Below are 13,496 nucleotides of genomic sequence, written 5' to 3' on the forward strand. Positions count from 1 at the left end.
GGTGTAGGGTGTAGGGTGTGGGGTGTGGGGGAAGAAATAGCCCCAACAACCTCCAGGGTAAAAGCCCCGCCCTTTCAGGGCGCTTGCGCCCTAAAGGGTCAGAATCCTCTTTACGCCGTCTTCACTACACCCCACACCCTACCCCCCACACCCTGTTCAAGAATTACGATTGGGGAAATTTGCGATCGCGTACTTCCACAGCATAATTTTCTACAGCTTTAGTAATCGTTTCGCGCAGATTTGTATAAACTTTGGCAAATGGTGGGTGCTTTTCAGAAAGACCGAGGACATCAGATGTAACTAAAACCTGCCCGTCGCAGTGGGGGCCTGCACCAATTCCAATTGTCGGAATACTTAATTTCTGTGTCACTAAGTTTGCCAAATCTGCGGGGATATGCTCTAAGACGATGGAAAATACACCTGCTTGTTCGAGAGCGATCGCTTCATTTAAAATTCTTTCTGCGGCTTCTTGGGTTTTCCCTTGTTGACGCAACCCGATTTGATGTACTGATTGGGGTGTCAAACCGACATGACCCATCACCGGAACTCCCGCTTGTACTAACCGAGCAATAGTTTCCACCATTGCTGGATAGCCACCTTCCAACTTGACAGCTTGAGCGCCAGTTTCCTTAAGTATCAGTCCGGCTGAGTGCATCGCTTGTTGAAAGCTTTCTTGATACGTTAAAAATGGCAAATCTACAACAATTAATGCTCTTTTCACGCCACGACGTACAGATTTGGCATGAAATAACATCTCTTCTAGGGTAATTGGCAGTGTAGTTTCATACCCTAGAACCACTGCCATCGAGTCGCCTACAAGGATTAAGTCTACACCAGCAGCGTCGAGGAGTTGGGCGATCGCATAATTCCAGGCGGTCAACGCTACAATTGAACGTCCCTGTTGTTTCCATTGAATTAATTGCTGGGTAGTGACTGCCATTTTTTTAGTGCTGAGTGCTGAGTGCTAAGTAGAAAGCTAGAAGTGAAAAGTTAGGAATTGGGAGTCAGTAGTTAGAAGTCGGAAGTCGGAAGTAGAGACGCGATTAATCGCGTCTGTACAAGAGTTATTATTTCCCCAATCCCCAATCTCTACTTCACAGCGCGACTGAAAGCAAGATGAGGTTTTGCACTGCCCATTTTAGGCATTAACCAAGCCAGACCTTCACTTGTGCCAATCCACAATTTATTGCCGACATCAGGCACAAGGGCCAGAACCCGACTCGAAGGAAGTCCGGCAACTTCTGCGTCTAATACAGCTCCTGTATTTGGATTCAATCGTAACAAACCGTTGTTAGTACCGACCCAGATACTACCATCTTTCGCAAAGCGCACTGCTGTAACGTTACGCCCGCGCAGGCGAGTTACAGACCTTAACACTGCACCAGTTTTGGGATTAATAACTAGCAAATTATTCGGCATTCCCGCCCAAATTAATCCTTCTGGACTGATAGCTAAGGCTTGAACGGTCGTTCCTGGTAAATCAGTGATGCGTTTTATGATTGCAGCTTTGGCGCTATCAATCCGCACCAGTCCATCAAGAGTGCCGACCCAAACATGACCTTCAGCATCTAAAGTCATGGCGTTAGCACTCACCCCAGGCAAATTTTTTAGTGTTGTCATAATTAAGCCTTGGTCGGGGCTAATTAAAGCTAAACCATTATCGGTTCCAGCCCACAAATAACCCCGTTTGTCAAGTAACAGCGATAACACTCGTTTGGAAGGTAAAAATAAATTTTGGGCTGTAATTTCGTTAGTGCGGGGGTCAACTCGCATCAGTCCTTCGTAACTTCCCACCCACAAGCGTCCGACTTTATCCTGAGCTAAAGCACCAATGGCGACATTTGGTAAACTAACACGAGCGATAATCTTCCCCGTGTTGGGGTCAATCCGCGATAATCCCCGCCAGGAACCCACCCAAAGATTGCCAGCAAAATCTCCTAGTAAGTTGCTAACACGGTAATCTACATCAAGCGATCGCTCTTCAATTCTTCGTTCATCCGGTAAAGGGTCTACTCGTGGCGGCGGCGCAGCAGCTGGATAAGAAGGAGTTAACTCTGATGGTTTGATGTCGGGAGTTTTTTTTGCCGCAACATTACTACTATTGTTTTCTGCACTCGCTGGATTTGTCATGATTACAAGGTTAATGCTTGGCAGAGCTATCAACCCCAGCAAAACAGAATTAATCAATAAACTATTACGCTTGTGAAACAATACCACAGTGACATTTCCTTTGGAGACAGTACCCATAGCCATTGCCTAAACTGGCTAACGGTTAATTTCAGTGTTCCCCCGCTTGGAATGTTTTAAACGTCACCAACAAGTTTTCTGAGACTGGGGATTGGGGATTGGGGACTAGGGAACTCATAACTCTTGTACAGACGCGATTAATAAGCCAGCGCGTTGCGGTGAATCAGTGCTGCGGAGAGAAGCGCTGTGCGGGGGTTCCCCCCGTTGAGGCGACTTCGGGGAGGGTTTCCCTCCGGAGCCACTTGCACAGGAAGGGTTTCCCGACTTGAGCAAAGTGGCATCAGGCAACTGTGTTAGCGCAGCGTTAGCGAGCCTGCGAGCGTCACCCGAAGGGGGGTTCCCACGGCAGTCCGTTCAAGTCGGGAAACCCGCCCACACGGCTGCCTCCCCGTTGTAGCGATTGGCATCGCGTCTTCTGCCTTCACATTTCTATACAGTTATAGATGACTTTTGTAAATTATTTGTAACATAATGTTTAAAACTTTATTTAATAACAAATTTAAATAAATAAGTTAAAAACTTTCAAAGAATAACTTATCGAATTCTTGATATATTGTGAGACAAGTTACAAATTACGTGGTGTGCAATTTTTTATCTTTCAGATACCACTCCGCTGGCTCTCGGTCAAGCAAATTCTCTCTGAGACTGACTCCTGTCAATAAGGAAGATAGCAGAAGTGCGGACGCGGGAATGTGTGCTAGCAAGCTCACTCCCTCAATAACCCCGATGTACAGGGTAATAATCGAATACTTGCCGCAAAATGTGGAGTTTTTGCTGAAACTGGGAAAACTTAGTGGGGTAAAAGGAAGAGATAAAAGAGAATTTTTATTCATGGGATGAGGGAAAAGCAGAAGCAATAAGTTATGCACCCCTAAGTGGGTAGAGCATTTTAACTAAAATGTTTGTCGCATAAAAATGGCTGCCCTCTGCCAGAGGCAACCTCTAACAAACATATTTCCTTATCTTCTCTCTGCTGTTGGGGGAATGAATGGGGGTGAGAGGAAATTGCACAGAACGTAACTTGATAAGTAAAAAGAGTGACTTCTTGGAAGGGAATTTATGTCTTACGCTCAAACGAAGACTCAGTCAAAATCTGGGTATAAAGCCGGGGTTCAAGATTACAGACTAACTTATTACACACCCGATTACACACCAAAAGATACAGATATTTTGGCGGCATTCCGGGTTACACCCCAACCTGGAGTTCCCTATGAAGAAGCAGCGGCGGCGGTAGCGGCTGAGTCTTCTACTGGTACTTGGACAACCGTATGGACAGACTTGCTCACCGACCTAGATCGCTACAAAGGTCGTTGCTACGATATCGAACCAGTTCGGGGCGAAGAAAACCAATTTATTGCTTACATTGCCTATCCTCTGGATCTGTTTGAAGAAGGTTCTGTAACCAACATGTTGACCTCAATTGTAGGTAACGTGTTTGGGTTCAAAGCTCTACGCGCACTGCGTTTAGAAGACTTGCGGATTCCTGTAGCTTACCTCAAGACCTTCCAAGGCCCTCCCCACGGTATCCAAGTTGAGCGTGACAAATTAAACAAATACGGTCGTCCATTGTTGGGTTGTACGATCAAACCCAAGCTCGGTCTGTCTGCTAAGAACTACGGACGCGCTGTATACGAGTGTTTGCGCGGTGGTTTGGACTTCACCAAAGACGACGAAAACATCAACTCTGCACCATTCCAAAGATGGCGCGATCGCTTCTTGTTCGTTGCTGAAGCTATCCACAAAGCCCAAGCAGAAACAGGTGAAATCAAAGGTCACTACCTGAATGTTACCGCTCCCACCTGCGAAGAAATGCTAAAACGGGCACAGTTCGCTAAAGAACTGAACATGCCCATCATTATGCATGACTACCTCACCGCAGGTTTCACTGCCAACACCACATTGGCTCGTTGGTGTCGTGACAACGGTCTATTGCTGCACATTCACAGAGCGATGCACGCCGTAATCGACCGTCAAAAGAACCACGGTATTCACTTCCGCGTTTTAGCTAAGACCCTGCGGATGTCCGGTGGCGACCACATCCACACTGGTACAGTGGTTGGTAAGTTGGAAGGCGAACGTGGTATCACAATGGGCTTTGTTGATCTGTTGCGTGAAAACTATGTTGAGCAAGACAAGTCTCGCGGTATCTACTTCACCCAAGATTGGGCTTCTATGCCTGGTGTATTTGCTGTTGCTTCCGGTGGTATCCACGTATGGCACATGCCTGCACTATTAGAAATCTTTGGTGATGATTCCGTGCTGCAATTTGGTGGTGGTACTCTTGGTCACCCCTGGGGTAATGCTCCTGGTGCAGCCGCTAACCGCGTTGCCCTAGAAGCTTGTGTTCAAGCTCGTAACGAAGGTCGTAACTTGGCTCGTGAAGGTAACGATGTTATCCGCGAAGCTGCTAAATGGTCTCCTGAACTGGCTGCTGCTTGCGAACTGTGGAAGGAAATTAAGTTCGAGTTTGAATCAGTCGATACCGTCTGATCCAAGAGTGAAAAGTTAAAAGTTAAAAGGTAAAAGAAAATAGTCATTCCTTCTTTTTACCCTTACGGGTGACGCTCATTCCTCGCTAACGCCACTTGCTTTATGCTGGGAAACCCGTCCACCCTTCGGGTTCAGCAGTCCCCCATCGACGGGAACCGCCAAGATGGTAGCTGCTTCATCGCAGTGGCTCACTTTTTCCTTTTGATTTTTTACTTAACTATGGGCTGGGGTCAAGCATGAATCTTAAGCAAATTGCGAAGGACACAGCCAAGACTCTCCAACGCTACCTGACATATCAGGCGCTGAAGACGGTACTGGCACAGTTGAGCGAAACTAATCCTCCCTTGGAACTTTGGCTGCATAACTTTTCCGCCGATAAAATTCATGATGGAGAAGCATACATCGAGCAACTGCTCCAAGAGAAGCCAGATTTGGCGTTGCGAATCATGACTGTTAGAGAACACATTGCCGAAGAAATCACAGAATTCCTACCGGAAATGGTTCGCACTGGCATTCAGCAAGCCAATATGGAACAACGTCGCCAGCATTTAGAACGGATCACGCAACTCAATTTAGCAAACCCTGGCCCTGAATCAGAACAGCAAGCAATCTCAGAGCCGAAGGACAACTTATCAAGTTAGTCAATCAAATCAGTAGTAAAAAATCGCAACCCATCATCAACAGCTATGCAAACTTTCTCAAAAGAGCGTCGTTACGAAACCCTCTCTTATTTGCCCCCTCTTTCTGATGCTCAAATTGCCAAGCAGATTCAGTACATCTTGAGTCAAGGTTATATTCCAGCAGTTGAGTTCAACGAAACTTCTGAGCCAACAGAGTTGTTTTGGACAATGTGGAAGCTGCCTTTGTTTGGCGCTAAATCGACTCAAGAAGTACTGAACGAAGTTCAATCTTGCCGTTCTCAATATTCCAACAACTACATCCGCGTTGTGGGTTTCGATAACATTAAGCAGTGCCAAATCCTCAGCTTTATCGTTCATAAACCCAGCAGATATTAAAAAAGGTAAAGGATAAAAGCGAAAAGAAATTTCTTTTTCCTTATATCTTTTAAACTCACTTAAAATCAGAGAGGTAGTTAATTCTACCTCTCTTTTTTAATGACATTCTGAATTTCCCAAGCAATAGCGTACTTCAGAAAATTGAGAAATACTATAAATGAATTTATTACATCTACCACAAGCAAGACTTTGCTTTGTTGGTGACTCTTTTGTTAACGGTACTGGCGATCCGGAATGCTTGGGTTGGACAGGCAGAGTCTGTGCTAATGCTAATAAAAGAGGTTACGATATTACATACTATAATTTAGGCATTAGAAGAGACACAAGTACTGATATAGAAAAGCGATGGTTACAGGAAGTATCAGTTCGTTTACCAAAAGAATATTATGGCAGAGTAGTATTTTCTTTTGGGCTAAATGACACAACAGTAGAGAACGGTAAAACTCGTGTAGACTTCATAGATTCAATCAGAAACACTCGCAAAATTTTAAATGAAGCCAAACAGATGTATCCTGTTTTGATGGTTGGCCCAGCACCAGATGTAGAACGGGAAGATCCCCAAAGAAAAAAGAGAACTAGTGATTTATCTAAACAATTTGCTTTGATTTGTGATGAATTGAATATACCTTATTTAGATGTTTTTTCCATATTAGAAAAATCTCATATCTGGATTGATGAAGCCAGAGCCAATGATGGCGCTCATCCCAAAGTAGGAGGTTATGTAGAATTTGCCAAAATTGTAGAAACTTGGGATGCTTGGCAAAATTGGTTTCCTTAAGTTTATAGTTGGTTGAGACACTCGATTAAATTTGTTTAGATAATAATTGCTTATCCCTCTTCTGTCAGTCTCCGAAAACATTTGCCATTTCTGAATTCTAGAGCTTTTGTACAGCAAGCGATCGCGCGATTATTTTCTAATAACAAATTCAAGAGCAATTTTTTTCTAATAGTATAGGTTGTATTGATTGCCTCGTGAGACTTCTAGCAATCGCCCTCACGGAGAGTGACAGAAGAGGGTTATACTAGATGCAGCAACACTCCTTTGAGGACTCTGCTAATGACAGCATCGGTAGAACAAAACTTTGACAAAGATGCAAGAATTCCGCCGTTAGAAAGTGGTGATAGGCTCTCCCGCCACGAATTTGAGCGTCGATATACAGTAATGCCACATATTAAGAAAGCAGAACTAATAGAAGGAATCGTCTACGTGGCCTCACCTTTACGTTTTAACAGTCATGGAAAACCTCATGCCAATCTTATTGGCTGGTTGTGGAATTATAAAGTTGCCACTCCTGGGGTTGAGTTAGGCGATAATTCTACAGTCCGTCTGGACTTGGACAACGAACCGCAACCTGATGTTGTATTGCTAATTGATGAAAAACTAGGTGGACAGGCACATATTAGTGACGATGACTACATTGAAGGCGCGCCAGAATTAGTGGCAGAAGTTGCGGCTAGCAGTGCTGCAAATGATTTATACGATAAGAAAAAAGCTTACCGTCGTAACGGCGTAAAAGAGTACATTGTTTGGCAGAGTTTAGAGAATAAACTTGATTGGTTCAGTTTGCAAAATGGAGAATATGTGTCATTAGAACCGGATGTAGATGGAGCGATTAAAAGTCGTGTATTTTCTGGATTGTGGTTAGATGTACAGGCATTACGTGCAGGAGAAATGGCACAAGTTTTAGCTGTATTACAACAAGGATTGAATAGTAAAGAACATGCGGATTTTGTGCAGCAATTAACGCGCAAATCTTAGTTATAAATCTTTAATGTAAACCTGTCTAACCCTGCGCCCCCTAATTTCTCAATGTGCAAATTAAAAATACAAAAAGTTATATATTTTTCAGGGATAACTAATTTTTTTCCATAATTTTAAATGATTGAATCATTGCTTCGGCAGTAGGTAAATACTGAGAATATTTCCCAGACTCTGCCGTATATGTAATAAAGTAAGCTTTGCTATTTCTTACGGTTCCAACTTCTATAACTTGGAGTTTGCATTGTCCTTCTTGACGAGTATAAATTAATTTATAGGCATTAAAGTCTGATAGCGTTGTTGATGGTGTCGAATCATCTGTAATTTGTTGATTTGGATTATTGTTCTTAACTTTTTGGATCGCCATTTTTTTATATTCATCTAATGATAATAATTGCTGAGATAAGTCATTAATATTAATTGTGATTTCTAAGGTACAAGAATTCACTGGTTTTTGATTTTTAGGTATAAATTGAATTACTTCCCCGCCAAAATCATCGCCTGGTTTGATTGGTTGCCAATTATCTGATGGATATGAGATTGTGATGCCAAACTTCGGCTCTGCGTAAGTTGAAAGAGTATGTTTAAGATTAATTAATTGAGATAAAATCCATAAAATGAAAGGAGTAATTATTGCTACTCCTACACTTAGCCACAGTTTCCAAGGAAGAGATTTGGAAGATAGTGATTTGACAGCTTGCAATGCTTTTGTTGCTGAGTGGTAACGCTGACGGTAGTCATAGCGCACCATTGTATCGATGATATTTGCTAATTGAGGACTAACTTGAGCGCGATCGCGCCACATAATCTCCCCTGTTTGGGAATTAGTCGGTAGCCCTCCCGGATAAGGATTAATTCCCGTTAATGCTTGAATGGCAATAATTCCCACTGCATAAATATCACTGGGGAAAGTAGGTTGACCTTTTGCTTGTTCGCCAGGGACATAACCAGGAGTACCAATACCAATAGTCAAATCCGTCTTTCTGAGAGGATTGATCAGCACAGTACTCACTTCTTTAACAGCACCAAAATCGATTAAAACAATTTTGCCATCAGACCGACGACGGCGAATATTTGAGGGTTTGAGATCGCGATGGATTAAATTTTCTTGATGAACAAAGGCTAAAACTTCTAAAATATCCTCTAAAAGTTTGATTACTGTACGTTCGCTCAGTTTTTCGCTTGGGATTAATTCTTGGCTTAAATCGTGACCTTCTATATATTCCTGTACGAGATAAAATTCTTGATTTTCTTGAAAAAATGCCAATAAACGGGGTATTTGGTCGTGATGCCCTAAACGTTCTAGATTTGCGGCTTCGGTCTCAAATAATCTTTTACCGACTGCCAAAGTCTCTGGGTCGGTGGAAACTGATTTAAACTGTTTGACGATACATTGAGGATTCCCAGGTCGTCCGATGTCAATGGCTGTGGAAGTAATGCTAAATCCTCCTTTGCTAATTCGCGCCTGAATTTGGTAGCGTCCACCGAGAATTTGACCTATCATCCCAGTCACCAATTTCTCCTGCAATTTTTATATCATTTATCCCAAGATTGCTAAAGTTGGTGAGAAGTTGCGTCACCGTTGATGCGTAATTTTTGGGTAGGTATTGTTTCATTAACTCTAGAATTGAATATGCATTTTTACTGATATATTTGAGTTTGATTCCAAAAAACAGCAATTTGACGTTATAGCTTACTGGATTATTGCCTAGGTTAAATTATCCTCTTTTTAGTGATTGATGCTGACAGATGCGTTTGAGGTTACTCGCTCAAATATTAGCAACAGCTTCTGTGACTTCAGCTTTGACTTTGGCGATCGCATTCAGATGATTCAATATTGTAGAGTGGGTAAGAAGACCGCCAAAAATAAAGGACGGGCAAACGCCCATCCCCAAAACTAATTAAATCATCTTGCAAATATCAATGTGCGATTAACCTTCCAATGCCTCAGCTGTCTTTATCTTATCCAACTTGAGAATCAACACACCTAGAGGTGGCAGACACAAATCAAGCGAATAAGGACGACTGTGCAAAGACCAACGATCTGTCCACTTACCGCCTAAGTTACCCATATTGCTGCCGCCATACTGACGAGCATCGCTATTGAATAACTCAGTGTAAAATCCATGTTCTGGTACACCAATGCGATAGTGAGAATGGGGTTGAGGTGTAAAGTTACAAACTACAACAACAAAATCCTCAGAATCTTTGTCGCGGCGGATGAAGGAAACCACACTATGGCGGTTGTCGCTACAATCAATCCACTCAAATCCTGGTTCCGCAAAATCCTGAGTGTACAAAGCTGGTTCGGAACGATAAAGATGGTTTAGTTCTTGGAAAAACTTTTTCAGCTGTTGATGTGATTCGTGCTGGAGTAACTGCCAGTCCAAATCTGCCCAAACATTCCACTCACTCCACTGGGCAAACTCCATACTCATAAACATGGTTTTCTTGCCTGGATGAGCGAACATATAACTAAACAAACAACGCACATTAGCAAACTTCTGCCATCTATCCCCTGGCATTTTGCCGATGATATTGCTCTTGCCATGCACGACTTCATCATGAGACAGAGCCAGCATGAAGTTTTCACTGTGGTTGTACCACATGCTAAAAGTGATATTGTTTTGATGGAACTGGCGAAACCAAGGGTCCATGCTGAAGTAGTCCAGCATATCGTGCATCCAGCCCATATTCCACTTCAAGTTAAAGCCCAATCCACCTGTGTAGGTAGGCCAAGATACCATCGGCCAAGAAGTAGATTCTTCAGCAATTGAGAGAGCGCCAGGAAAATAGCTGAAAATGATGTGATTTACTTGACGCAAAAAATCTGCTGCTTCCAGGTTTTCTCTACCACCGTACTGATTAGGTAGCCATTCTCCTGGCTCGCGGCAATAGTCATTGTAAAGCATTGAGGCAACAGCATCAACGCGAACGCCATCAATGTGGTACTTGTCAAACCAAAACAGAGCATTTGCTACTAGAAAATTCCTCACTTCGTGGCGACTGTAGTTGAATACCAAAGTACCCCATTCTTTGTGTTCGCCTTTGCGAGGGTCAGCGTGTTCGTATAGATGGCTACCATCAAAGAAAGCTAAACCATGACCATCTTTCGGGAAATGACCGGGAACCCAGTCCACAATTACGCCGATGTCGTTTTTGTGACATTGGTCTACAAAATACATGAAATCTTCAGCACTACCAAAACGCGAAGTGGGAGCATAGTACCCAGTTACTTGATAACCCCAAGACCCATCAAAGGGATGCTCCGCAATTGGCAGTAGTTCCACATGGGTATATCCCAAATCTTTAACGTAAGGGATGAGCCGGTCTGCTAGTTCTCGGTAGGTAAGGAAACGCGCTCCCGGTTTCAGTTCCGAAACAACCACTACAGGCTCGGTTTCGCCATTAGGCAGCTTAGGGGGTTCTGCGCTAGCAGCATGTAACCAAGAACCTAAATGTACTTCATAGACTGAAACAGGTTGAGTTAGAGGATCGGTGTGTCGTCGCTTTTCTAACCATTCTTCGTCATTCCAAGTGTAAGCATCTAAATCAGTGACAATGGATGCTGTTTTCGGGCGGGGTTCTTGCTGAAAACCATAGGGATCGGACTTTTCGTAAATGTGCCCTGCAAAATTTTTGATTTCGTATTTATAACGCGTTCCCACATCTAATTCGGGGATGAACAATTCCCAAATACCAGTGGAACCCCTACGCATCTGGTGTTTGCGCCCATCCCAAAGATTGAAATCTCCTAAAACCGAGACATTACGGGCGTTGGGGGCCCAAACAGCAAAATAAACACCCTTCACTCCCCCTACTTCTGCAACATGCGCCCCTAATTTCTCGTAAATTCGGTGGTGATTACCTTCAGAAAACAAATGCAAGTCAAAATCTGTGAGGCGGGGAGAACGGAAAGCATAAGGATCGTAGGTAACACGCTCATGCTCTCCTTCTTTAATCCGTAACTGGTAGTTTGCCAGCTCTGCTGTTTCAATCGTGCATTCAAAAAAGTGGGGATGATGTACGGCGTGCATAGGGTATTGCTGCCGTTGTTCGGGAAGAACTACCCATGCCTCACTTGCATTTGGTAGGTAGGCTCGCACAGCCCAGACATTTTGGCCATTTTGCTCTATGGGGTGAGAACCAAGTATTTCAAAGGGATCGGAATGCTGATTCCAAACGATGCTGTTAACTTGTTCAGGGGCGATCGTAGTCATGGACATGAAGCTACCTAAGTCGAATTAAGTGAGTAACTAAATCTACTTGTGAAATATATATATATTCTTTACATTTATTTGCAATTTTGTCTTCTTGTCTCCGTTATCCTACATCAGAATGAGCCAGCAGTCTTTTAGGGAGATGAGGGAGATGGGGGAAATGGGGGAAATGAGGGAAGATAAAACTACTAACCACCGATCGCTAAGGATGGATAACTACTTTGTTACAAATCTAAAAATGGAAAAAGCTGAAGCAAGGCTTTACGTATGCGAAGTAAGAAAAGCTGTTCCCGAATTTTAGGATCTAGTTTCGGTGGAGGACTAACTTGCAATTGCTCTTGCAATTCTATGTATTCAGCAGCAGTTAGGAATTTGCCATCGATGGGCGATCGCGCATCTAAAATAATTTCTGTCCGTAATATTTCTTCCGGTGTATCCTCTGGTGGTGGCAATGCCATCACTGCTGTGTGCCAATAGCTGCTGAACCACACTAAAGTACCAGTGCTAACACCCAAAACTAAAAATAATATTTGCTTTCTCGTCTCCACTATTTTCATCTCTCCTCACTCCCCATTTCCCCCACCTCCCCCTGCTCCCTCATCTTCCTCATCTTCCTCATCTCCCCCTGCTCCCCTTCTCACTTCTCACTAAGCCCTGGTGGAAGTGGTTCGCTACACTGCTGATGAATTTGTCTAATCCGTTGAAATAACCAAGGATATCCCTGACGGTACTGGGGAATGAGCGCTAAAGGACTTAGCAAAGCAGCTGCGGCAATATCTGCTACGCTCAATTTATTGCCTACTAAATACTCACTCTTCTGCCAGCGGATAGATAACTCTTCTAAGCCAGTTGCTAGCCTACTGGCGGCTAATTCGACACTGGCCTTGTCGATCCCATACTGTTGACGTACCACTGAAATTATTATCTGACTTGCCAGTGATGAATCGATTTGTTTGCCCTCACCAGCGCGAAATTGATAGTACACAAATCGTGTAGCTGTACCAATGCTTTCATCTAACCAATCTTCTAGCATCCAGGCTTCTGTCTGCTGTTTGTAATCAGGTAAAAATAAAGACGGTTCTGGTTGGTAAGATTCTAGATATTTGAAAATTTGGGTAGAGTCAGCGATCGCTTGCGGTTGTCCCTCTAGTTCCGGTAACAAAACTGGTAGAGTCTTTAAACCAGTCAACGGTTTTACTCGCAGCACATGCAAACCAGGAGTCAGATTTTCACTCTTGTAATTAATTTGCTTATAACCCAACGCTAAACGGGCTTTGCGACAATAATGAGATGTACTAAATTGTAGTAGCAACATAAAGTTATACCAATTTGTAATTCTTGATTAAGAAAGTCAGACTATAGTCTGGGTTTCCAGGTTGGTATCTATCTGACTTTTCACGGGAAGTACTAAAATTCCCGTCAAGACAGGGGGTAGGGGATAGGGTGTAGGGTGTAGGGAAAAGAAGAAAGCCTTACTACACCCTACACCCCACACCACACCCTCGCTCATGCGTCCACATAACGTGAAAAGTTAGGGTATCTATTTATTCTTTTTTTAAATTGGTATGACTCTAGCAGTTAACTAAAAACATACTACAACTACAGCCGTAGCTACACCCTTTAGGAAAGTATTGATTACTCAAAGCCTTAAAGCAACTGGTTTTTACTCAGCACTCAGAACTCAGCACTCAGCACTCAGAACTCAGCACTTTGCCATAGCTTGAGGGGCGCTAGTGCTGAGTTGGCAGATTCTTAGCCCCTATT

Annotated in this window: 12 protein-coding genes; 6 read left to right on the forward strand and 6 right to left on the reverse strand. The window is 43.4% G+C overall.

Translation table 11 applies throughout. The annotated features are described in order from the left end of the window. Positions 1 to 163 precede the first annotated feature (163 nt). Positions 164 to 940 (reverse strand): 3-methyl-2-oxobutanoate hydroxymethyltransferase, encoded by a 777-nt coding sequence (panB, locus tag I8752_RS30680; RefSeq protein ID WP_214435960.1) that lies wholly within the window; start codon positions 938 to 940, stop codon positions 164 to 166. A gap of 149 nt (positions 941 to 1,089) precedes the next feature. Beyond that, complete coding sequence (locus I8752_RS30685) at positions 1,090 to 2,253, reverse strand: ligand-binding sensor domain-containing protein (protein WP_214435961.1); 1,164 nt, start codon at positions 2,251 to 2,253, stop codon at positions 1,090 to 1,092. 1,053 nt (positions 2,254 to 3,306) lie between these two features. Here I8752_RS30685 and I8752_RS30690 point away from each other — a divergent pair. The 5 genes from I8752_RS30690 (at position 3,307) to I8752_RS30710 (ending at position 7,512) form a co-directional block, all read left to right on the forward strand. Then, positions 3,307 to 4,737, forward strand: coding sequence for a form I ribulose bisphosphate carboxylase large subunit (locus I8752_RS30690; RefSeq protein ID WP_214435962.1), 1,431 nt, complete (start codon positions 3,307 to 3,309; stop codon positions 4,735 to 4,737). 236 nt (positions 4,738 to 4,973) lie between these two features. Next, the gene (rcbX, locus tag I8752_RS30695) at positions 4,974 to 5,378 is read left to right on the forward strand and encodes a RuBisCO chaperone RbcX (RefSeq protein ID WP_214435963.1); all 405 of its coding nucleotides are present in this window, start codon (positions 4,974 to 4,976) and stop codon (positions 5,376 to 5,378) included. A 45-nt stretch (positions 5,379 to 5,423) separates the two neighbouring features. Beyond that, positions 5,424 to 5,753, forward strand: coding sequence for a ribulose bisphosphate carboxylase small subunit (locus tag I8752_RS30700; protein ID WP_214435964.1), 330 nt, complete (start codon positions 5,424 to 5,426; stop codon positions 5,751 to 5,753). A gap of 157 nt (positions 5,754 to 5,910) precedes the next feature. Then, positions 5,911 to 6,531 carry a GDSL-type esterase/lipase family protein gene (locus I8752_RS30705; RefSeq protein ID WP_214435965.1) on the forward strand — a complete coding sequence of 207 codons (621 nt, stop codon included), beginning with the start codon at positions 5,911 to 5,913 and terminating at the stop codon, positions 6,529 to 6,531. Positions 6,532 to 6,810: 279 nt separating this feature from the next. Beyond that, a complete protein-coding gene (locus I8752_RS30710) occupies positions 6,811 to 7,512 on the forward strand; it encodes a Uma2 family endonuclease (RefSeq protein ID WP_214435966.1) in 702 nt (233 codons plus the stop codon). A 97-nt stretch (positions 7,513 to 7,609) separates the two neighbouring features. Here the strand turns inward: I8752_RS30710 and I8752_RS30715 are convergent, their stop codons facing one another. After that, on the reverse strand, positions 7,610 to 9,016 hold the full coding sequence (locus I8752_RS30715; RefSeq protein ID WP_214435986.1) for a serine/threonine-protein kinase: 1,407 nt from the start codon (positions 9,014 to 9,016) through the stop codon (positions 7,610 to 7,612). Positions 9,017 to 9,251: 235 nt separating this feature from the next. On the opposite strand from I8752_RS30715, the gene I8752_RS30720 reads away from it, so the two are divergent. Then, entirely contained in the window at positions 9,252 to 9,413 is a 162-nt protein-coding gene (locus tag I8752_RS30720; RefSeq protein WP_214435967.1) for a hypothetical protein, read from the forward strand. A 30-nt stretch (positions 9,414 to 9,443) separates the two neighbouring features. On the opposite strand, the gene glgB is transcribed toward I8752_RS30720, so the two are convergent. The 3 genes from glgB to I8752_RS30735 form a co-directional block, all read right to left on the reverse strand. Next, positions 9,444 to 11,738, reverse strand: a complete 2,295-nt coding sequence (glgB, locus tag I8752_RS30725) for a 1,4-alpha-glucan branching enzyme (protein WP_214435968.1) — start codon at positions 11,736 to 11,738, stop codon at positions 9,444 to 9,446. Between the two features lie 218 nt (positions 11,739 to 11,956). Next, the gene (locus I8752_RS30730) at positions 11,957 to 12,289 is read right to left on the reverse strand and encodes a hypothetical protein (protein WP_214435969.1); all 333 of its coding nucleotides are present in this window, start codon (positions 12,287 to 12,289) and stop codon (positions 11,957 to 11,959) included. Positions 12,290 to 12,369: 80 nt separating this feature from the next. Beyond that, complete coding sequence (locus I8752_RS30735; RefSeq protein ID WP_214435970.1) at positions 12,370 to 13,047, reverse strand: glutathione S-transferase family protein; 678 nt, start codon at positions 13,045 to 13,047, stop codon at positions 12,370 to 12,372. Positions 13,048 to 13,496: the final 449 nt, after the last annotated feature.

Origin of the sequence: Dendronalium phyllosphericum CENA369, from assembly GCF_016056275.1 — a bacterium.
In the GTDB taxonomy this organism is placed as follows: Bacteria; Cyanobacteriota; Cyanobacteriia; order Cyanobacteriales; family Nostocaceae; genus Dendronalium; species Dendronalium phyllosphericum.

Excerpts from the sequence above, each read along its gene's own strand:
- panB (WP_214435960.1), bottom strand. The coding sequence starts at position 940 with ATGGCAGTCACTACCCAGCAATTAATTCAATGGAAACAACAGGGACGT.
- I8752_RS30685 (WP_214435961.1), bottom strand. The coding sequence starts at position 2,253 with ATGGCTATGGGTACTGTCTCCAAAGGAAATGTCACTGTGGTATTGTTT.
- I8752_RS30690 (WP_214435962.1), top strand. The coding sequence starts at position 3,307 with ATGTCTTACGCTCAAACGAAGACTCAGTCAAAATCTGGGTATAAAGCC.
- rcbX (WP_214435963.1), top strand. The coding sequence starts at position 4,974 with ATGAATCTTAAGCAAATTGCGAAGGACACAGCCAAGACTCTCCAACGC.
- I8752_RS30700 (WP_214435964.1), top strand. The coding sequence starts at position 5,424 with ATGCAAACTTTCTCAAAAGAGCGTCGTTACGAAACCCTCTCTTATTTG.
- I8752_RS30705 (WP_214435965.1), top strand. The coding sequence starts at position 5,911 with ATGAATTTATTACATCTACCACAAGCAAGACTTTGCTTTGTTGGTGAC.
- I8752_RS30710 (WP_214435966.1), top strand. The coding sequence starts at position 6,811 with ATGACAGCATCGGTAGAACAAAACTTTGACAAAGATGCAAGAATTCCG.
- I8752_RS30715 (WP_214435986.1), bottom strand. The coding sequence starts at position 9,016 with ATGATAGGTCAAATTCTCGGTGGACGCTACCAAATTCAGGCGCGAATT.
- I8752_RS30720 (WP_214435967.1), top strand. The coding sequence starts at position 9,252 with ATGCTGACAGATGCGTTTGAGGTTACTCGCTCAAATATTAGCAACAGC.
- glgB (WP_214435968.1), bottom strand. The coding sequence starts at position 11,738 with ATGTCCATGACTACGATCGCCCCTGAACAAGTTAACAGCATCGTTTGG.
- I8752_RS30730 (WP_214435969.1), bottom strand. The coding sequence starts at position 12,289 with ATGAAAATAGTGGAGACGAGAAAGCAAATATTATTTTTAGTTTTGGGT.
- I8752_RS30735 (WP_214435970.1), bottom strand. The coding sequence starts at position 13,047 with ATGTTGCTACTACAATTTAGTACATCTCATTATTGTCGCAAAGCCCGT.